Raw genomic sequence first — 19,472 nt, 5'->3', positions numbered from 1 at the left:
GATGCTATTCGACGTCGATCAGCAATGCTGCTGAAAGGAATTCCCCCGATGTCCGTCAAGATCAGAGGCGGGAGGTTGCTCCCGCTGACGGCGATCACTTTCCTGCTCATGGCAATTGTGACGTCGAACGCCCAGGCGGCGGTGACCACCAACCAAGAGGGCACCAACAACGGCTACTTCTACTCGTTCTGGACCGACAGCCAGGGCACCGTCTCGATGGAGCTGGGGTCCGGCGGCAACTACAGCACGTCGTGGCGCAACACCGGCAACTTCGTGGCGGGCAAGGGCTGGGCCACCGGCGGGCGCCGGACGGTCAACTACTCGGGCAGCTTCAACCCGTCCGGGAACGCCTACCTGACCCTTTACGGTTGGACCCGGAACCCGCTCGTCGAGTACTACATCGTCGACAACTGGGGCACGTACCGGCCCACCGGCCAGTACAAGGGCACGGTCACCACCGATGGCGGCACCTACGACATCTACAAGACGACGCGGACGAATGCGCCGTCCATCGACGGCACCCGGACCTTCGACCAGTACTGGAGCGTCCGGCAGTCGAAGAAGACCGGTGGCAGCATCACGTCCGGCAACCACTTCGACGCGTGGGCGCGCAACGGGATGAACCTCGGCAGCCACTACTACATGATCATGGCGACCGAGGGCTACCAGAGCAGCGGCAACTCCAACATCACGGTCGACGGCGTGTCCGGCGGCAACCCCGGCACGGGCAACCCGGGCACCGGCGGCTGCACCGCCACCCTGTCCGCGGGTGACAAGTGGAGCGACCGCTACAACCTCAACGTCTCGGTCAGCGGCTCGACCAACTGGACCGTCACGATGAACGTCCCGTCGCCCGCGAAGGTCCTGTCGACGTGGAACATCAGCGCGAGCTACCCGAACGCCCAGACGCTGACCGCGAGGCCCAACGGCAGCGGCAACAACTGGGGCGTGACCATACAGGCGAACGGCAACTGGACCTGGCCGTCCGTCTCCTGCGCGGCCGGCTGACCCCGCCAGCCGACCCTTCACCGACCCACTGGCACACGTGGCGCGACGGTCTTGAACCGTCGCGCCACGCTGCGTTCCCGGCCGGTGGCGCCCGAGACGTGCAGCCGGGAGCGGCCGGTGCCCGACTGCACTTACATGCCACCCCACCAGCGCCGATGCCGCCAGTCGGGCTTGTCAGGCGCATCCGGACCAGCCCTCGTGCCCCTGAGGTCTACCCTGATGCAGACCCGCTTAAAGCACAGTCGCGCCGCGGTTGCTATCGTCCTTCAGAGCAAACAGGCACTGAAAAGTGCCACATAGCACTTTCGCCGCACAGTGACTCGGAGCACCAATGGATGACACACCCCCGTACACCGTCTTCCTCTCGTACGTACACGGGGTGCAGGACAACGCCGCGGCTGAAGAGCTGGTCCGATCGCTCACCGCGAGGGGGATCGAGGTCCTCTACGACCGGCAGCTCGCCCGTCGCAACCCGAGCTCACTGCACCAGTGGATCAGCCGTTGCATCCAGAACCACCCGGTCATCTACCTGATCTCCCGGAACTCGATCGCGTGGTACGACAACGACGACCCGACGACCGATCACCTCGGCATCCGCTATGAGACGAAACAGGTGATCCAGCGCCACTACGAGCACACGTCGCACGAGGGGTGCCCGATCATCCCGGTGCTGCTGCCCGACACACCGGCGGACGTGGCGCCGTTCGCGTTGCGGAGCTTGCAGATGGCCAAGCTCGACCAGATCGACCTCATCGTCGCGCGGATCAAGGACGTGCACAGGCACGAACGCGAGTCGATCAACGCGTCGGGGAACAGTGCCGAGCACCCTGCACCGGACAACGCCACGACGTCGACGACCGAGAGCCCACGCACGTTGCGGGACGTCCTTCGGGACCTCAGGCTGGTCGGCCCGGCCAACTCACCCGCACCAGGTCTGGTGCGCGAGTGGCACGCGCTCGCCTCTCGCGCCCCTCGACCGCTGGACCCCCGTGCGATCCGGATCTTCTCCACGGTCGAGCGGATCATCAAGGCGGCGGGTGACGTCGAACTCATGGCCGACGTCTCCGACCTCTGTCTCGCCGAACTCGAAGCGACCGACGGTGACGAGACGAGCAGCAGGGAAAGGGCGCGGTGGCTGATCTGCGGTCGCGCCTGGGTGCTGCGCAGGCGCAACGCACTGGACGAGGCGCTGCGGGTGACCCACGAGGGTGTGGCGATCGCGGAGGAGATCGACGACCAGACCCTGCTGGCGAAGGGCTGGCGGTGCCTGAGCCGGATCCACCTCGACATCGCGGCCACCCGGCTCGGCGACAAACGCGATCACCACTTGCACAAGGCGCACGAGTACCTCGACCGGGCGCAGAAGATGTTCCTGTTGGCCAACAACCCGCACGAAGTCGACGTGTGCCTGTTGATCGACGCCCGCATCTGGTTCACCCGGCACCGGCTGCTGGGGCATCGCCGTGCCCTTCGCATCGCCCGGAAGCTCGCGGACAGCGCGGAGGAGCGCCTGCGCATGGGTCGGCCATGCCGCGAGCGCTACGAAGCGGCCCTCCTGCGCGCCGAGATCGCGGTCAGGGCCGGCAACCTGGCGCTCGCGACCCGCTTGGCGGGAGGGGACTTGTTGACAGCGCTCCAGAACCGGGCCCGTGACGGGGCGTCCTACATCGAGCTTTCAGGCCGCTTGCACCTCCTCAGGGCCCACTTGGAGCGTGACCGCCGGGGTGCCGACGCCACCTCCGAGATCGACGCCGCGACGCGGATCTTCGAGAAGCTCGGCCTCGACCACCTCGTGGCGGACTGCCGGTGGTTCACCATCCGGAGCACCCACAGGGACCGCGGCTTCTCGGCCGGGGACATCCGGGCTCTGGAGCGACTCTGCCCCGACCCGGTCGAGCGCGTCCGGGTGGCGGCGGAGGGCCGGACCTGGACGACCACGCAGGGGATCTGGGGCAGCATCGGCAACCGGAACTGGAAGGCGGTGGTCAAGAAGGTCAGGACGTCCGGAGCGCGCTGAGCGCCACGTCGCACCGCGCCGATTCGACGGCGCGGTGCTGACTCGCGTAGAGGTCGCGCGCCCGTCGCAGGACCGTCGGCGCCGATTCGTCCGCCAGTTCGGCCAACACGGATCCCAGGTGCTCGGCCACCTCGGCCTCGAACGAGATCGACCCCGTGGCGGCGGCCAAGGCGAGCGCTCGTTCGTAGTACTCCACGGCCGTCCGCAGGTCCTCCATCCGCCAGGTGATCGAAGCGAGATTGTCGAGGATCACCATCTGCCCACCGGCGTCCGCCGCCTCGTCGGCGATCCGCAGCGCTTCGGTGCAGAACTCCACCGCCTTCGCGGACGCTCCCAGCTCGGCGTGCGCACGTCCGAGGGCGTTGAGCGCGTGAGCTTCGCCGATGGCGTTACCCGCCGCCCGGTACTGGCGCACCGCCTGCGACGCGTGGTGCCGCGCCCCGTCCTGGTCACCTGACCGGGCGCACAAGCGGCTCAAGTCATGGTGGGTGTGGGCGGACTCCGTGATGTCGCCACCGTCCGCCGCGAGGTCGAGTGCGTGACGCAGTGAATCGGCGGCGGCGGCGAAATCACCGATCCGGGTCTGCGCGCGCCCCAGTTGACGAAGCGCGATACCGCTCATGGTTGGGTCGCCCAGCAGGCGGGCGGCCTCCACGCCCGCCTGCGAGGTGCGGACGTTCTCGGCCAAGTGCCCGCGCCGGTAGTGGAAGGTGTCGAGCGCACGGGAGAGGTGCCACGTGGTCGTGGGCCAGTTGCGCCGCACCGACTCGTCGAGCGCGGCCAGCACTTGTTGGTGCGCCCGTGCGAACCACGCGAACGCCTCCTCTTCCCCGGAGAAGGCCAAGGGCACGCAGCCGTCGACCGGCGGTGGCAGAGGTAGCCGAGTCCGGTGCGGGTACAGGAGGACGTCGGCGGCGTGTGCGGTGCGGGCGTAGAAGTCGACCCATCGCCGTGCGCTCTCCATCAGTGCCCCAGGCTCTTCCGCGTCCTCGGCGAGGGCGCCGGCCCACGCCCGTACCAACGAGTGCATCTGGAACCTGTCGGGCTCACGCTGCCACAACAGGTTCTTCGACTCCAGTGCGCGCAACAGCCGTCGTGCCGAACGCACCGCGTCGGCGAGCAGGGCGGCCGCGGCCGGCAGTTCGAGGTCGCCGGTCGGCGCCGCCCCGACGAGGCGGAAGGCCCGCGCTTGAGCCGGGGTCAGCGACGTGTACGACCACTCCAGCACTCCGCGCAGGCTCACGCTGCCGTCGTCGGACTCGAACGCGTCCACACCGGCCACCGACTCGTCGAACTCCTCCGCCAGGTGGGACAGCGGGAAGTCGGGATGTGCGGACACGCGAGCCGCGACGATGGCGAGCGCGAGCGGCAACCCGGCACAGGCCTCGACCAGGACGTCCGCCGCTCGCGCGCCGGATTCCCCTTCCACGGGTCCGACCCGGCTCTCGAACAGTTCCTTCGCCGCATCCCGGTTCAACACGTCGAGGTGCAACGAGGCGGTCGGTCGAAGACGCAGACCGTGCGGGCGGGTCCTGCTCGTGACCATCACCGCGCACGACGGCGTGCCCGGCAGCGCGAGGTGGACCTCCTCGTTCTCATCGACGTTCTCGAGCACGATGAGCACCGCCTGGTCCGCGATCAGGCTGCGGTAGAGCGCTGCGGCGGACTGCTCATCACCCGGAATCGCACCCGGGTCGGCCCCGAGTGCGAGGAGGAACCCGTGCAACACCCGTTGCACGGGTGAGCCGGGCAGTTCACGCGAACTGGCGAAGTCGGCGAACAGCTGACCACCGGCATAGCGCGACGACTGCCGGTGCGCCCACTCGATCACCAGGGCCGACTTGCCGATCCCACCGACTCCCTCGACCACGAGCACCGGGAGTTCACCGTCGCCCACCGCCGCTTCGAGCGCGCTGTCGAGAAAGGACAGTTCGCGCCCGCGGCCCACCAGCGAGCGGTGCCGAGCCGGCAGTTGACGTGGCGCGCGTCGTGACGATCCGGGTGACGAGACGACGTGGACGCCACCGTGGACGGCACCGACCTGCACGACGGTCCCGCCGACGGAGGACGTGACGCTGTTGCTGGCGTCCAGGTTCATCGCTCAGGGCCGTGGCAAGCGGGATCGATGTGCTTCATGCGCTCTTGAGGTCGGAGAGGAAGGACAACCACGAGGATCCGGTGAAGCTCAAGCGCTCCCCGCCGCGGTTGCGCGAGCTCCTGACGGCGATGCGACTGTCGCGCACCGCGATTTCGACACAAGCGCTGTTGATGTTGCCGCCACTGGCCGAACTCTTCACCCAGACCCTGCCCGTGGAGTCCACCTCGACCACCACGGTCCCGCCCGTTCGCTCCACGCAGCCCCCTTCGCACCGACTTCACCCCGTCCGGCACCTGCCCCCACAGTGGATGTGCCGTAACGAGCGCGCCCTCAGGCACCACCACGAAGCTAGTCGCGGAAGACGGTTCGCCAAAACCGCCGATAGACGTACCGGGGTATCTACGCACAGCGCTCGACGCTGCGCCCGAATGCCCACTCAGACCGCATTATTGCGCACATCCGACCAACCGGGCCGAGACGTCGCGCGGCCGACCGGAACACCACTCGACTATTTCAGCTCATCCTTGAGCTCCCCGATGAATTCGACGGTCTGCCCCTTCGGGGTCGCCACCTCGTCCAGCATGGTGAAGGCATTCAAGTATTTCTCCACCTCGTCCCGGTTGTCCCGGACGAGCACATCCCTCAAAGGCTCCTCCAGGACGAGGATCTTGCCATCCTCGAGCTCACCGAGGTCCAGGATCGAAAAAGACCCCTTCAAGCCCAGGTGACCGCCGGCCACATCGAACGGAAGGAGCCTGATGGAAACGTTCGACAACTGGGCCGCATCGATGAGTCGTTGATATTGACCACGCATCACGTCGACGCTGCCGACACGACGGCGAAGCACCGCCTCGTCCAAGATGAAGACCAGGTCAGGGCCACCCGGACCGACAATGCCTTGCCGCTGCGATCGAATTTTGACGCCGAGGTCGACAGCCTCTTCGTCGTATCCGAACGCACCGGTGAGGACCCTTGTGTAATCCGCCGTCTGCAGCAGTCCGGGCATGGTGAGGGACTGGTACTGGGAGATGCGGACAGCCGATGCCTCATAGCCGATGAAACTGTAGAACTGAGGCTCGACAAGCGATCGGTACTCTTTCCACCAGGCCCGCTGACGGCTCGCCCTGGCCTCCGACACCAGAGAGTCGACCTTGGCCTGGTCCTCCACCCCGTAAAGCAACAGTAAGGCGCGCAAGTCGGTTATCCCGACGTTAGTGGCGCCGTTCTCGATGCGAATGACCTTCGACACGGACCAGTCCAGCCGCTCAGCGGCATCCTTCTGGGTCAGTCCAACGCGTTCACGCAGTCGACGCAGCTCAGACCGAAGACGCCGCTGGTGGACCATGGGAGTGTCACCTTGACTCATGCTGCCCTCCGTTAGCTGGTGGCATTCTGCCACATGTCACATGGAGCATCGCAGAGTGATAGGGGCCGCGTTACAGGTTCCACGATGAAGGATTACTTACCGCATAGTCCTGTAAAAGGACCTACCTGGCTGTGCAGCACCCACCTGAGCCAACCGGAGCCGCATGAACACGCTGCGTAACAGTCGGGCACCTCCCGCTCGCCTTTCGGGCGGTCACGAAAGGATGCAGGCCACAGGTTGCGCAAGATCGCCACTAGCAGCGGATTCCTCGACCACCGTCACGTGGAATGACGCGCCCGCGACCTGAGCGGCGGAAGCGAAGCGCGGCCGACAACCAATGGACGACCACTCTCCGCTATAGGCGCCAGTCGCCCCAGCGGCCCATAGACACTTCGAATGTGGTTCGTATCAAGACAGGCATTGGTCTATTCCACACAGAGGGGAATTACGACGAACTCGGACGCACACGACATCGTGCCCGCCGCACCGATGGTGGAGAACGGGTCGTCGAAGGGCCGATCCAATCCGGCGCGGATCAGAGTGCGCCACAGCACTCGTCGTGTGCACGCAACGCCGCCGACCAGGTCGCCAGTGGCACGCGGTAGTTGACGCCACACAGAACCCCACGCGGTTCGTCGTCGTCCCCCAGCCCTCAGGGGTGACCGCGGCGGAGCGGGATCGGGCGCGAACCGGCCTTGGTGGCACGAGCCTGTCGGACCGATCGCAAACGGTCGTTCATGGCGCGCCCCAGTACGTTAACTACCCATAGCCGCGCGCATTTCCCGCTCGAAAGGGCCTTGCCCTGGATCGGTTCCCCTCCCTTGAGGACAGTGGAGGCGCAATCCGCTTTTCCCCTCGTCCTAGGGAGTTCGACGTTGTCCAGTACAGCTGAAACGCGGGCCGGGCGACCGGTCGGCGGTGGGGCGCGCGGTGGGCTCGTCCTGCTGTTGTTGTGCGCCGCGCAGTTCATGATCGTCCTCGACTTCTCCATCACCAACGTGGCGCTGCCGACCATCCAGACCGACCTCGGCTTCTCCGTCAACGACCTGCAGTGGGTGGTCAGCGCCTACGCCCTGACCTTCGGCGGGTGCCTGTTGCTCGGCGGGCGGGTCGCCGACCTGCACGGGCAGCGGCGGCTGTTCATCGTCGGGTTGTTGGTGTTCGGCCTCGCCTCGCTGTTCGCCGGGCTCGCACAGGACGCCGCGCAACTGGTCGTGTTGCGCGGCGTCCAGGGCTTGGCGGCGGCGTTCGTGGCGCCGGCGGCCCTGGCGTTGTTGACGACCTCGTTCCCCGAAGGCCCGGCCCGCAACCGCGCGCTGGGCGTGTGGGGCGCGGTGCTGTCGTTGGGGTTCGTGTGCGGTGTCATCGCGGGCGGTGTGCTGACCGACCTGCTGAACTGGCGGTGGGTGTTCTTCATCAACGTGCCCATCGGCGTCGTCACCGGCGTCGCGGCGGTCGTGTTCCTCACCGAGGTCGCCCGGCCCGCCACCCGCACGAAGCTCGACCTGCCCGGCGCGGTCACGGTCACGGTGGCGTTGATCAGCCTCGTCTACGGGCTGTCGGTGGCGCACACCCACGGCTGGCTCGGCGCGACGACGTTGACCGCGTTCGGCCTGTCCGCCGTGCTGCTGGTGGCGTTCGTGCTCATCGAGAACAAGGCGCCGCACCCGCTGGTCCCGATGAGCATCTTCCGGCTGCGCGCCCTGGTGGTGGCCAACGTGACGAACCTGGTGCTGATCGGGGCGTTCGTCGGCTCGACCTACATCGTCACGCTGTACCTCCAGGTGATCGAGCGGTACACGCCGTTGCGCACGGGGTTGACGTTCTCCGTGCTCGGCCTCACCGCCATGCTCGCCGGGTTCACCGCGGGCCGGATCGCGGCGAAGATCGGCTCACGGGCCGCGATGGTCCTCGGCGTCGCCGCGCAGGCGGTCGGGTCGCTGGTGATGGCCGCGCTGCCCTCCGGCGCGGCGGGGCTGGTCGCGGTGCTCGTCGGCACGGCCCTGGTCGGGTTCGGCAACATCACCGCGGTCGTGATGATCATCATCTCCGCGACGGCGGGCGTGCCCGACGACCGGCAGGGACTGGCCGGCGGTCTGTTCAACACCTCCCAGCAGCTCGGTTCCGCGCTCGGTGTCGCGCTGTTCGCCGCCATCGCGGTGAGCCGCACGGCCGGTGAGCTGCCGGCGGGCGCGTCCGTGGCCGAAGCGCCGGCGGCGGCCCTGCTGTCCGGCTACCGGTTCTCGTTGCTGCTGTGCGGTCTGCTCGCCGTCGCGGCCGGGCTGTTCGCCGCGCTCGCCGACCGCCGCCGGGCGAACTGACCCGGAGCACGCGAAAAGGCTCGTAGGACGTGCCGGTCCTACGAGCCTTCTCGCGTGCTCAGAAGCGGGTGAGCCAGACCGCGGCACGGGCGGGCAACGCCAGTTCCGCCACCGCGCGCCCGTCCTCCGGCACGGCCACGACCGCCTCGGGCGCACCGGCGCCGCCGAACTCGACGGCCTCGGTGTGCAGCAGCACCCGCCACACCCCGGACGACGGCAACGGCAGCCGGAAGCCCTCCCTGGCCACGCCGAAGTTCGCCACGCACACCACGTCGGGCGCACCGGGCGCACGCCGCCCGAACGCCACCACGGCGCGTGCCGGGTCGTCGTCGACCAGCCACTCGAAGCCGTCCGGCCGGTCGTCACCCCGGTACAGCGCGGGGTGCAGCGCCTGCACCCGGTTCAGCGCCGCGACCAGCCGCGCCACGCCAGCGTGCACGGGATCGTCCAGCAGGTCCCACGGCAGCTCGAGGTGATCCGCCCACTCCTGCGGCTGACCCAGCTCACCACCCATGAACAGCACCTGGCCGCCGGGGTGCGCCCACAGGTGCGCGAGCAGCACCCGCAACCCCGCCGCGCCACCGGTCTTGGCGATCAGCGAGCCCTTGCCGTGCACGACCTCGTCGTGCGACAGGGGCAGCAGGTAGCGCTCGCCCCAGGCGTAGGACACGGGCAGCTTCAGCCGCTCGTAGTCGCCGTCGCGGAAGTACCGCAGCGTGTCGTGCATCCAGCCGAGGTTCCACTTGCGGTCGAACCCCAGGCCGGACGGCGAGGTGACACCCGGCCAGGTGGTGGACTCCTCGGCGATCAGCAGCGCGTCCGGGTGCAGCCGACCCACGGTCGCGGTCAGCTCCCGCAGGAACGCCACCGCCTCCAGGTTCTCGTTGCCACCCAGCTCGTTCGGCTCCCACTCACCCGGCCCGCGCGAGTAGTCGCGGTAGAGCATCGACGACACCGCGTCCACCCGCAGGCCGTCCACGTGGAACTCCTCGAGCCAGTACAACGCGTTGGACACCAGGAAGTTGCGCACCTCGGGCCGACCGAAGTCGAACACGTACGTGCCCCAGTCGGGGTGCTCGCCCCGGCGCGGGTCGGGGTGCTCGTACACCGGCACGCCGGTCAAGCGCCCCAACGCCCAGTCGTCCTTGGGGAAGTGGGCGGGCACCCAGTCCAGGATCACGCCGATGCCGCGGCGGTGCAGCACGTCCACCAAGTGCCGCAGGTCGTCCGGGCTGCCGTGGCGCGCCGTGGGCGCGTAGTACGACGTCACCTGGTAGCCCCACGAGCCGCCGTACGGGTGCTCGGCCAACGGCAGCAGCTCCACGTGCGTGAACCCGAGCCGGACCACGTGGTCGGCGAGCCGTTCGGCCGCCTCCCGGTAACCCAGGCCGGCCCTCCACGACCCGAGGTGCACCTCGTACACGCTGATCCGGTCCGGCCGGTGCCGCCACCCGCCGTCCGACCACACGTGCCGCGACCGCGCCACCACCGACTCGGTCGCGGGCGGCGGCGCGGTGCGGAACGCCAGCGGGTCGGCCTTGTCCCGCCACACGCCGTCCTCGCCCAGGATGCGGAACCGGTAGCGGTGCCCCTCCCGCGCCCGCGGCACCACGGCCTGCCAGACGGGGATCAGCGGGTCGCACACCAGCTCCGACGAGCCCCACTCGCCGGTCACCCGCACCGCACGCGCGCCGGGCGCCCAGAGGGCGAAGCGCACGCCGTCGTCCACGACGTGCGCGCCCAGCACCTCCCACAGCCGCTCGTGCCGCCCCTCGGCGATCAGGTGGCGGTCCAGGTCGGCGAGCGCCGGCGTGACGACGGCGGTCACGACGACCCGCCGACCAGCTCGCGCACGGCCCGCAACGGCACCGGCAGCCAGCCCGGCCGGTTCGCCGCCTCGTACCGCACCTCGTACAGCGCCTTGTCCAGCTGATAGGCCCGCAGCACGGTGGACGCGGCCCGCAGGTCGAGGCCCGACTCGCTGGCGTACCCGGCGAGGAACGCGCGCTGGGCGTCGCGCACCCAGTGCCGGCTGCGGCGCTCGTCCTCCACCGACCAGTAGGTCGCGGTGAGCCGGTGGTGCCCGGCCACGTAGTCCAGCGACCGCAACATCCCGGCCACGTCGCGCAACGGCGAGTCGGGACGGGCCCGTTCGGCGGGTGGCGCGGACGGCTCGCCCTCGAAGTCCAGCAGCACCCAGCGGCCGTTGCCGCGCAGCACCTGGCCCAGGTGCAGGTCGCCGTGCACGCGCTGCACCTCACCGGGCTCCGCCGCGCGGACGCGGTCGCCCAACGCCACCCGCAACGCCGCCGCGTAGGGCCGCAGCGTCGGCGCGACCTCCAGCGTCTCGGCCAGCCGGGTCAGGAACCGGTCGGCCAGCGCCTCGTGGTCGGCGGGCGCGGCGCCGAGCGCGCGACCCAGGTCGGCGTGCACGGCGGCGACGGCGACGCCCAGCCGTCCCAGCTCGCCGACCAGGTCCAGCTCGCGGGGCGTGCCGGTGAGCGTGTGCCCCAGGTCGGCGCGCGCGGCCTCCCACCCCTCGACGGCGCCGTCCACGAAGGACTCGACCAGCCCCAGCGTGTCCGTGCCGTCCAACGTGATCGAGCCGAGCAGGCGCGGCACGTACAGGCTGTCGCGCAGCACCCGGTGCAGCGTGAGGTCGGGGTTCTCGCCCGGCCACACCCGCCGGAACGCCTTGAGCACGCTGTGCCGGCCGATCACCAGAGAGGTGTTGGACTGCTCCACGCCCATCGGCCGCACGTCGCCCGCGCGTTCCGGCAGGTCCACGCCCAGCTCGGGCCGGAACGCCACCGCGCCGGTCGTCCCGGCCTGGGCCACCAGCTCGTACAGCCGCGTCACCAGCTCCGGGTCGGCGAGCGCGTCGTAGTGCACCTCGCCGTCGACGGCTCCGATCACCGCGTCGGCCAGGCCCGCAGGCAGGTCGGCGCGGATGCCGACGGGCACGTGGAAGCGGCCGTGCGCGGTGCCGACGACGGCGATCACCCCGCGCACCGGCCCGTCCGCGAAGGGCTCGACCCGCTCGACGGTCACCTCTCCCGCGTCCTCGGCGGGGAACCACCGCTGTCGCGGCAGCCAGTCGGCCAAGCCGGGCAGACCCGTGATGGCGGTGGTCATCGCGAAGGCACCTCCAGGTGGACGGCGAACCAGTAGAAACCGTGACCGGGCAGGGTGATCTGGTACGGGGCCGCGCCGATCACCGGGAACTCCACGCCCCCGGTCAGCTCGGTCAGCTCGTGCCCCTGGAACTCCCGCAGGTCCAGCTCGACGGCCTGCGGGTGGCGGGACAGGTTGTTCACGCACAGCACGATGTCCAGGCGGCCGTCCTCGGCGACGTGCTCGCGCAGGTAGGTCATCACGGCGGCGTTGCCCGAGGGCAGCTCGCGGAACCCGCCGAGGCCGAACGCGCGGTGCCCGCGGCGGACGTCGATCATCCGCTTGGTCCAGCGCAGCAGCGAGCCGGGGCTGTCGATCTGCGCTTCCACGTTCAGGCTCTGGTAGCCGTAGACCGGGTCGGAGATGACCGGCAGGTAGAGCCGGCCCGGGTCGCCGGCGCTGAACCCGCCGTTGCGGTCGGGCGTCCACTGCATCGGCGTGCGCACGCCGTCCCGGTCGCCGAGCCAGATGTTGTCGCCCATCCCGATCTCGTCGCCGTAGTACAGCACCGGCGACCCGGGCAGCGACAGCAGCATCGCGGTGAACAGCTCCAGCTGGTTGCGGTCGTTGTCCAGCAACGGTGCCAGGCGCCGCCGGATGCCGATGTTGGCCTTCATCCGGGGGTCCTTGGCGTACTCGGCGTACATGTAGTCACGTTCCTCGTCCGTGACCATCTCCAGCGTCAGCTCGTCGTGGTTGCGCAGGAAGATGCCCCACTGGGCGCCGGCCGGGATCTCCGGCGTGGCCGCCAGGACCTCGGAGATCGGCACCCGCGACTCCTGCCGCACGGCCATGAAGATGCGCGGCATCAACGGGAAGTGGAACGCCATGTGGCACTCGTCGCCGCCGACGCTCTGGTCGCCGAAGTAGTGCACGACGTCCGACGGCCACTGGTTGGCCTCGGCCAGCAGCACGCGCCCCGGGTACTCGTCGTCGACGACCTTGCGGCACAACCGCAGGAACTCGTGCGTCTCCGGCAGGTTCTCGCAGTTGGTGCCCTCGCGCTCGAACAGGTACGGCACCGCGTCCAGCCGGAACCCGTCGATGCCGAGGTCGAGCCAGAACCGCAGGACGTCGAGCATCGCCTCCTGCACGGCCGGGTTGTCGTAGTTGAGGTCGGGCTGGTGGCTGAAGAACCGGTGCCAGTAGAACTGGCCGCGCACCGGGTCGTAGGTCCAGTTCGACGTCTCGGTGTCCACGAAGATGATGCGCGCGTCGGCGTACTTGGAGTCGTCGTCGCTCCACACGTAGAAGTCGCCGTACGGCCCGTTGGGGTCGCGGCGCGACTCCTGGAACCAGTGGTGCGAGTCGGACGTGTGGTTGAGCACCAGGTCGGTGATGACCCGGATGCCCCGCTTGTGCGCCTCGTCCAGCAGGTGCACGAAGTCCTCGATCGTGCCGAACTCCGCCAGCAGCGCGCGGAAGTCGCGGATGTCGTACCCGCCGTCGCGCAGCGGCGAGTCGTAGAACGGCGGCAGCCACAGGCAGTCCACGCCGAGCCACGCGAGGTAGTCCAGGTGGTCGGCCAGCCCGCGCAGGTCGCCCGAGCCGTTGCCGTCGGCGTCGTGGAACGCGCGGACGAGCACCTCGTAGAAGACCGCGGACTTGTACCACTCGGGCTCGACCCCGATGGGCGTGGCGGCGGGCGGCGCCTCGCCGCTGGGCAGCAGGCGGCGCGGCATCAGGCCCTCACCGCCACGATGTGCGCGACGGCGCGGACGGGGTCGAGGCGCACGTAGTTGCTCGGGCCCCACTCCCACGTCCGGCCGGTCACCTCGTCGTGCGCGGTGAACGCGGGCGGCACGCCGAGGGCGGCGAGGTCGGGGGTCAACGTGCCCTCCTGCGGTCGGTCGGGGTCGAGGGTCACCACGGCCAGCACGGTGTCGCCGGTCGCGGGGTCGCGCTTGGAGAACGCCAGCAGCGCGGGGTTGTCGACGGCGTGGAATGCCAAGCCGTCCAGCGACCACAGCGCGGGGTGCGCGCGGCGGACGCGGTTGAGCAGCGTCAGCCACGGCTCCAGGGACGCGCCACTGGCCCGTGCGGCGGCGTAGTCGCGCGGGCGCAGCTCGTACTTCTCGGAGTGCCGGTACTCCTCGCCGCCGGGCGTGGCCGCCTCGTTCTCGTAGAGCTCGAAACCGGAGTACACGCCCCACGTCGGCGAGAGCAGCGCGGCCAGCGCGGCGCGGATGGCGAACATCGCCGGTCCGCCCTCCTGCAGGTGCCTGGGCAGGATGTCGGGCGTGTTGACGAACAGGTTCGGCCTGGCCTCGTGCGCGTGCGCGGCCAGCTCCTTGCCGAAGCCCTCCAGCTCCGCCTTGTCCTCGCGCCAGGTGAAGTACGTGTAGGACTGCGTGAAACCGAGGCGGGCCAGGCCGTACAGGCGCGCGGGCCGGGTGAACGCCTCGGCCAGGAACAGCACGTCCGGCCGGTCCCGGTGCACCTCCTCGATCAGCCACGCCCAGAAGTCCGGCGGCTTGGTGTGCGGGTTGTCGACCCGGAAGATCCGCACCCCGTGGTCGATCCAGAGGTGCACCACGCGCAGGACCTCCGCGTACAGGCCCTTGGGGTCGTCGTCGAAGTTCAGCGGGTAGATGTCCTGGTACTTCTTGGGCGGGTTCTCCGCGAACGCCACGCTGCCGTCGGGCAGGCGGGTGAACCAGTCGGGGTGCTGCCCGACCCACGGGTGGTCCGGCGCGCACTGCAGCGCCAGGTCGAGCGCCACCTCGATGCCCAGTTCGGCGGCCCGCGCCACGAACGCGTCGAAGTCGGCGAACGTGCCCAGCTCCGGGTGGATGGCGTCATGTCCACCGTGGACGGAGCCGATCGCCCACGGCGAGCCGACGTCGCCCTCCAGCGCGACGAGCGCGTTGTCCTTGCCCTTGCGGTTGACCTCGCCGATCGGGTGGATCGGGGGCAGGTACACCACGTCGAAGCCCATCGCGGCGACCCGGTCCAGCTCCTCGGCCGCGGTGCGGAACGTGCCGTGCACCGGCCGTCCCTGCGCGTCCACGCCGCCGGTGGAGCGGGGGAAGAACTCGTACCAGGAGCCGAACGCGGCCTTCGGCCGGTCCACCCACAGCCGGTGCGGCACGCCCTCGGTGACCAGGTCGCGCACCGGGTGCTCGTGCAGCTCGGCGAGCACGGCCTCGTCGAGCGCGGCGGCCAGCCGGTCCGCCAGCGGCAGCGCGCCGGAGCGCAGCCGGGCCGCGGCGGAGCGCAGCAGCACGCCGTTCGCGTCCTCGTCGAGCGCCGCGCGCTCCAGCAGCCGTGCGCCGAGCTCCAGGTCGTTGGCCAGGTCGGTCGCGCCCTGCCCGGCGCCGGTCTTGGCGCGGATCGCGTGCAGCCAGGTCGACCACGGGTCCGACCACGCGTCGACCCGGAACTCCCACTCCCCCACGGCGTCCGGCACGATCACCGCGGCCCAGCGGTCCGCGCCCGCGTCGTCCACCCGCATCCGGGTGCTCTGCCAGGCGCCGTCCGGGCCGCGCCAGCGCACCGTCGCGGCGACCGCGTCGTGGCCCTCGCGCCACACCGCGGCCCGCACCGGCACGTGCTGCCCGACCACGGCCTTGGCCGGCCGCGCACCCGACGACACCGCCGGGTAGACGTCGTCAACGACGAGTCTCCCCACCGTCGCGTCATCCTTCATCAGGTCCACCTCTCGGATTTCCGCGGGCTTTCGGAACTCTTCGCCCACGTCTTTCGAGAATGACTGGGGATTACGCGCGGAACCATCAACGCGAGACCACTCGGAAAATTCGACGTAGTAGCCCGGAAAGCACGGGACCCGGCGCTCGACGAGGTCGAGGCCGGGTCTCGTGGGTGGTGCCCTACAGGTCGTCGCGGTAGCCCTGGCTGACCTCGACCACGACGCCGTCGGGGTCGGTCAGCCACGCGCTTCGCCAGCCCGGGATGAAGCCGTCGAAGTCGATCGGCCCCAGGTTGACCTGCGCGTCTTCGCCCATCTGCGCGAGCAGGGCGTCCACGTCGTCCACCTGGAACGCCAGGTGGCGCACCGTGCCGACGTGGTCCGGGCCGTCGCGCTCCACCAGCGTGGGCGCGCCGGCCGCGTCCACCGCGGCGCCGCCGAACAGCTCCAGGTACGCCTCACCCGATTTCAGGAAGACGATGGACGTCTCCCCGAGGTCGAAGTAACGGGCGCGCTTGAAGCCGAACCAGCGCGTGTAGAACTCCTCGGTCGCTGCCAGGTCGCGGCAGTTGAGCGCGACGTGGGACCACTTCATGGGGATCGCCTTTCGGTGATGGCAGTCGGCGACCCGTTCCGCGTGACGTCGGTCGGCGCGGCGTCAGTCCGGGTGGCGTCAGGTCGGGGGCAGGCCGACCAGCTCGCTGCTGAGCCGCCACAGCCGCCGCCGCGCGGACGGGTCGTAGCACTGCGCGTGGGCACGGGCTTCGCGGACGCCGTCGTAGTAGCGCCCGGTGATCCCGGCGAGGTCGGCGGAGAGCGCGAGGCGCAACGTCGCCTCGGAGCCCTCCGCCACGGTGCTCATGGTGTAGCCGAAGGTCTCGTGGACCATCTTGGTGCCCATCAAGGACGCCGGGTGCAGGCTGTTCACGGTGGCCTGCGCCGGGTCGAGCCGCTCGGCCAGCTCGAAGCAGGTCGCGATCTGGGCCAGTTTGCTCTGCCGGTAGGCGCGCAACGGCTCGTAACCCCGGCGCAGCATCACGTCGTCGAAGTCGATCGGGGACTGCCCGGCCGACGCGACGGTGACGATCCGCGCGGCGGGTGCCAGCAGCGGCAGCAGCAGCCTGGTGAGGAGGAACGGGGCGAGGTGGTTCACGGTGAACCTCAGCTCGTGGCCCGCCGCGCCCTCCAGGCGCTGGTCGTCGCGGCGTCCCGCGCCCATCCCGGCGTTGTTGATCAGCACGTCCGGCCGCGCGCCGTCGTCGGCGAGGCGTGCGGCGAAGGCGCGGACCTGGTCGAAGTCTGCGAAGTCCGCCAGGTAGGTCCGCACGTCGCCACCGAGGTCACGCGCCGCGTTCGCGAGGCGTTGCTCGTCACGGCCGTGGATCAGCACGGTCGCCCCGGTCTTGACGAGCCTGCGGGCCAGGTCGAGCCCGAGGCCGTCCGTGGCTCCGGTGACCAGGAAAGTGCGGTCCTTCAACGGTGTTTCTCCTTCGGTTCGACTCGCGACCGGCCGCCGGTCAGGCCAGCTCGGTGACCGCGCGCACGCTCTGGGAGACGGGGTCGCCCTCCAGGCACGGCGCGAACTGCTCCCACACCGGGATGATCTTGGCGAGGTGGTCGTCCAGGTGCTGCTGACTCTCCCAGCGCTCGAAGAGCGTGAACTTGTTCACGTCATCCTCGTGGCGCAGCCAGGTGAAGTCCACGCAGCCCTCGTCCCGCAGGGACAGCCGCTGGATCTCGGCGAGCGTGCGCAGGGCCTCGCCCTGGTGCTGGGGCTTGACGGTGATGTGCAGCAGGAACGTGGGCATGGTGATCCCCTTCACGGACGTGGTCACGGCAGCGGCACCCCGAGCTGGCGCAGCAGGCCCGCGGTGTCGGCCTGGACCCAGCGCTCGGCGATCCGGCCGTGCTCGAACCGGAAGACCTCGATGCTGGTCCAGGTGATCGGCTCACCGGTGGCGCGCTGACCGAGGAAGTCCTTGACGAACCGCCCGGTGAAGGTGATGTGGATGACGACCTTGTCGTCGCCGGCCGGGTAGATCAGGTCGTGGTGCGAGGTGAACGCCATCGCCTCGTGCGCCTCGGCCAGCAGCACCTTGAGCTCGGCGACGTCGCGGACGCTCCACGCCGGGTTGTTGTCGATGAAGCCGGGCGCGAACAGCTCGTCCATGTCGTCGTATCGGCGCTCGTTGACGACGTCGTTGAGCGTGCGGATGGCGAGGACGTGCTGCTCCTCGACCCGCAGCGGATCCGTTGTGGTCACTGGGTTTTCCTCCGGTCCGAGTGGACTGTGCGCCACCCAGCCTGCCGAGCGGCGCCGGGCCGGACAATCAGCCCGGGTCCACTGTGGCAACTGCGCTCAGACGTGGTGGCCGACGGCACGTCGGTCGCGCGGAACGTGGGCTCGACGCGGCCCACGCCGTGCCCCGACACCCTCCCGCCCGCGGCGAGCCGGCCCGGCGGGGCGAGCTGCCCGGCTCGGGCTACGGGATCACGTAGGGGCAGGATCACAACACCGGCGTCCCGTCCGATCCGGCCGGCCACCCCGGCGAGGCGGGAGAGGCGCACGATCGGGTCGACGGGTCGCGGGTCCGGCGGGCGCGCGTCAGCGGAGCCGGCCAGGTCGCGCGACGGCGGGTGTTCGCCCGCCCACAGCGATTCGTGGCCCGCTCCCCCGGCCGACGACGCGATCCCGGCGAGTTCGGCGAGGCCCGCGGTCGGCGCCGCGGTCGACGCGGACAGGGCCACCGCGGGCGGCGGGTCGACGGCGCGGAGCCGCGTCACGACGATCCCCCATGGTGGGAAGGGAGCGCTGAGCAGGCCGTGCGACCGCCGCGCGCGAATACGATGTCCGGGTTCCACCCAGCTCGGCCCGACCGCGGAGACACCCCGATGACCGACCACCGCAAGCGTGAGCTGGGCGCGTTCCTGCGCGCTCGCCGGGAACGGCTCAAGCCGCAGGACGTCGGCCTGGCGTCCGCCGGCCGTCGGCGCACGCCCGGCTTGCGCCGCGAAGAGGTCGCGCAGCTCTCCGGCGTCGGCCTGACCTGGTACACGTGGCTCGAGCAGGGCCGCGACATCCCGTCGTCCCGGCAGGTGATCGAGGCGCTGGCGACGGCGTTGCGGCTGGACGACGACGACCGCGACCACATCTTCGAGCTGGCCGGGCTGCGCGCCGCCGAGCCGCGTTCGCCGGACGGCGAGCTGCCCGCGCTCGTGCAGCGGGTGCTGGACAACCTGATGCCCAACCCCGCGTACGTGTTCGACCAGCGGCTGGACATCCTGGCGTGGAACGCGGCGCAGGCGGTGCTGTGGGTCGACCCGGCGACCGTCGAGCCGCCCGAGCGGAACCTGCTGTGGCTGATCTTCACCGACCCGCTCGTGCGGTCGCTGCTGGTGGACTGGGAGTCCGCGGCGGGCAGCGTGCTCGGCCAGTTCCGCGCGGCGGCCGGGCGCAACAGCGGCGACCGGCGGTACGCCGAGATCGCGGACCGGTTGCGCGAGGCGAGTCCGGAGTTCGGCAAGCGCTGGGACTCCTACCCCGTGGCGGAGTTCGACGTCGAGGTCAACCGGCTCGACCACCCGAAGGTCGGCCGCATCGACCTCGACCTGCTGCACCTGCGCCTGGTCGAGCACCCGACCCTGACGGTCGTGCTCCAGACCCCGGTCGGCCCGGTCGACTCGGCCCGGATCGCGACGCTGCTCGACCGCTTCGACTGACACGGGGTGGTGGGCGCCCGTGGGGGACGGGCCGCCCCGCCCGCCGGCACGCCGGTCATCACCATCACCCCGCCGGCCGACACGACGACGAACGGGACGCAGCCCGCCTCTTCGTCCAC

General features: G+C 70.2%; 16 protein-coding genes. 4 read left to right on the top strand and 12 right to left on the bottom strand.

All coding sequences use genetic code 11. The features are described 5' to 3' along the window. Window positions 1–108 precede the first annotated feature (108 nt). Together xynA and ABTZ99_RS15225 are read left to right on the top strand one after the other, a co-directional pair. Window positions 109–1,008, top strand: coding sequence for an endo-1,4-beta-xylanase XynA (xynA, locus tag ABTZ99_RS15230; protein WP_499611717.1), 900 nt, complete (start codon window positions 109–111; stop codon window positions 1,006–1,008). Between the two features lie 331 nt (window positions 1,009–1,339). Next, complete coding sequence (locus tag ABTZ99_RS15225) at window positions 1,340–3,025, top strand: TIR domain-containing protein (protein ID WP_499611714.1); 1,686 nt, start codon at window positions 1,340–1,342, stop codon at window positions 3,023–3,025. Here the strand turns inward: ABTZ99_RS15225 and ABTZ99_RS15220 are convergent. From ABTZ99_RS15220 to ABTZ99_RS15210, 3 genes are all read right to left on the bottom strand, one after another. Beyond that, window positions 3,003–5,123 carry a tetratricopeptide repeat protein gene (locus tag ABTZ99_RS15220; RefSeq protein WP_498772028.1) on the bottom strand — a complete coding sequence of 707 codons (2,121 nt, stop codon included), beginning with the start codon at window positions 5,121–5,123 and terminating at the stop codon, window positions 3,003–3,005. The genes ABTZ99_RS15225 and ABTZ99_RS15220 overlap by 23 nt on opposite strands. 34 nt (window positions 5,124–5,157) lie before the next feature. Continuing rightward, window positions 5,158–5,379: a DUF397 domain-containing protein gene (locus tag ABTZ99_RS15215; protein WP_498772026.1), complete on the bottom strand. Its 222-nt coding sequence runs from the start codon at window positions 5,377–5,379 to the stop codon at window positions 5,158–5,160. A 252-nt stretch (window positions 5,380–5,631) separates the two neighbouring features. Then, window positions 5,632–6,468: a helix-turn-helix domain-containing protein gene (locus ABTZ99_RS15210; RefSeq protein ID WP_498772024.1), complete on the bottom strand. Its 837-nt coding sequence runs from the start codon at window positions 6,466–6,468 to the stop codon at window positions 5,632–5,634. An 896-nt stretch (window positions 6,469–7,364) separates the two neighbouring features. Between ABTZ99_RS15210 and ABTZ99_RS15205 the strand changes: the two genes are divergently transcribed. Further along, window positions 7,365–8,810, top strand: a complete 1,446-nt coding sequence (locus ABTZ99_RS15205; protein WP_498772022.1) for an MFS transporter — start codon at window positions 7,365–7,367, stop codon at window positions 8,808–8,810. Between the two features lie 58 nt (window positions 8,811–8,868). Here ABTZ99_RS15205 and glgB read toward each other — a convergent pair whose 3' ends face one another. From glgB to ABTZ99_RS15160, 9 genes are all read right to left on the bottom strand, one after another. Beyond that, the gene (glgB, locus tag ABTZ99_RS15200) at window positions 8,869–10,638 is read right to left on the bottom strand and encodes a 1,4-alpha-glucan branching protein GlgB (protein ID WP_499611711.1); all 1,770 of its coding nucleotides are present in this window, start codon (window positions 10,636–10,638) and stop codon (window positions 8,869–8,871) included. Continuing rightward, the gene (locus tag ABTZ99_RS15195) at window positions 10,635–11,945 is read right to left on the bottom strand and encodes a maltokinase N-terminal cap-like domain-containing protein (RefSeq protein WP_498772018.1); all 1,311 of its coding nucleotides are present in this window, start codon (window positions 11,943–11,945) and stop codon (window positions 10,635–10,637) included. Before ABTZ99_RS15195 ends, glgB begins: the two co-directional genes overlap by 4 nt. Beyond that, entirely contained in the window at window positions 11,942–13,666 is a 1,725-nt protein-coding gene (treS, locus tag ABTZ99_RS15190; protein WP_499611708.1) for a maltose alpha-D-glucosyltransferase, read from the bottom strand. Before treS ends, ABTZ99_RS15195 begins: the two co-directional genes overlap by 4 nt. Further along, window positions 13,666–15,633, bottom strand: coding sequence for a maltotransferase domain-containing protein (locus tag ABTZ99_RS15185; protein ID WP_499611706.1), 1,968 nt, complete (start codon window positions 15,631–15,633; stop codon window positions 13,666–13,668). Before ABTZ99_RS15185 ends, treS begins: the two co-directional genes overlap by 1 nt. A gap of 181 nt (window positions 15,634–15,814) precedes the next feature. Further along, window positions 15,815–16,228: a VOC family protein gene (locus ABTZ99_RS15180; RefSeq protein ID WP_230571704.1), complete on the bottom strand. Its 414-nt coding sequence runs from the start codon at window positions 16,226–16,228 to the stop codon at window positions 15,815–15,817. 78 nt (window positions 16,229–16,306) lie between these two features. Further along, a complete protein-coding gene (locus tag ABTZ99_RS15175; protein WP_499611704.1) occupies window positions 16,307–17,110 on the bottom strand; it encodes an SDR family NAD(P)-dependent oxidoreductase in 804 nt (267 codons plus the stop codon). Between the two features lie 40 nt (window positions 17,111–17,150). Continuing rightward, window positions 17,151–17,468, bottom strand: a complete 318-nt coding sequence (locus tag ABTZ99_RS15170) for a putative quinol monooxygenase (protein ID WP_499611701.1) — start codon at window positions 17,466–17,468, stop codon at window positions 17,151–17,153. After that, entirely contained in the window at window positions 17,465–17,896 is a 432-nt protein-coding gene (locus ABTZ99_RS15165) for an ester cyclase (protein ID WP_498772007.1), read from the bottom strand. The genes ABTZ99_RS15170 and ABTZ99_RS15165 overlap by 4 nt, the downstream gene beginning before the upstream one ends. Continuing rightward, window positions 17,893–18,417 carry an LLM class oxidoreductase gene (locus ABTZ99_RS15160; RefSeq protein ID WP_499611700.1) on the bottom strand — a complete coding sequence of 175 codons (525 nt, stop codon included), beginning with the start codon at window positions 18,415–18,417 and terminating at the stop codon, window positions 17,893–17,895. The genes ABTZ99_RS15165 and ABTZ99_RS15160 overlap by 4 nt, the downstream gene beginning before the upstream one ends. Before the next feature lie 108 nt (window positions 18,418–18,525). Here ABTZ99_RS15160 and ABTZ99_RS15155 point away from each other — a divergent pair, with 108 nt between their 5' ends. Then, window positions 18,526–19,353 carry a helix-turn-helix transcriptional regulator gene (locus tag ABTZ99_RS15155; protein WP_498772005.1) on the top strand — a complete coding sequence of 276 codons (828 nt, stop codon included), beginning with the start codon at window positions 18,526–18,528 and terminating at the stop codon, window positions 19,351–19,353. Window positions 19,354–19,472 lie beyond the last annotated feature (119 nt).

The sequence above is a fragment of the Actinosynnema sp. NPDC002837 genome (assembly GCF_040295345.1).
GTDB lineage: Bacteria > Actinomycetota > Actinomycetes > Mycobacteriales > Pseudonocardiaceae > Actinosynnema.
Note: the sequence above shows the minus strand (reverse complement) of the source record. Positions and strands in the feature narration are given on the sequence as shown.

Bases quoted from the DNA above. Each gene is read 5' to 3' on its own strand.
- xynA (WP_499611717.1), top strand. From the start codon at position 109: ATGGCAATTGTGACGTCGAACGCCCAGGCGGCGGTGACCACCAACCAA.
- ABTZ99_RS15225 (WP_499611714.1), top strand. From the start codon at position 1,340: ATGGATGACACACCCCCGTACACCGTCTTCCTCTCGTACGTACACGGG.
- ABTZ99_RS15220 (WP_498772028.1), bottom strand. From the start codon at position 5,123: ATGAACCTGGACGCCAGCAACAGCGTCACGTCCTCCGTCGGCGGGACC.
- ABTZ99_RS15210 (WP_498772024.1), bottom strand. From the start codon at position 6,468: ATGGTCCACCAGCGGCGTCTTCGGTCTGAGCTGCGTCGACTGCGTGAA.
- ABTZ99_RS15195 (WP_498772018.1), bottom strand. From the start codon at position 11,945: ATGACCACCGCCATCACGGGTCTGCCCGGCTTGGCCGACTGGCTGCCG.
- treS (WP_499611708.1), bottom strand. From the start codon at position 13,666: ATGCCGCGCCGCCTGCTGCCCAGCGGCGAGGCGCCGCCCGCCGCCACG.
- ABTZ99_RS15185 (WP_499611706.1), bottom strand. From the start codon at position 15,633: ATGAAGGATGACGCGACGGTGGGGAGACTCGTCGTTGACGACGTCTAC.
- ABTZ99_RS15180 (WP_230571704.1), bottom strand. From the start codon at position 16,228: ATGAAGTGGTCCCACGTCGCGCTCAACTGCCGCGACCTGGCAGCGACC.
- ABTZ99_RS15155 (WP_498772005.1), top strand. From the start codon at position 18,526: ATGACCGACCACCGCAAGCGTGAGCTGGGCGCGTTCCTGCGCGCTCGC.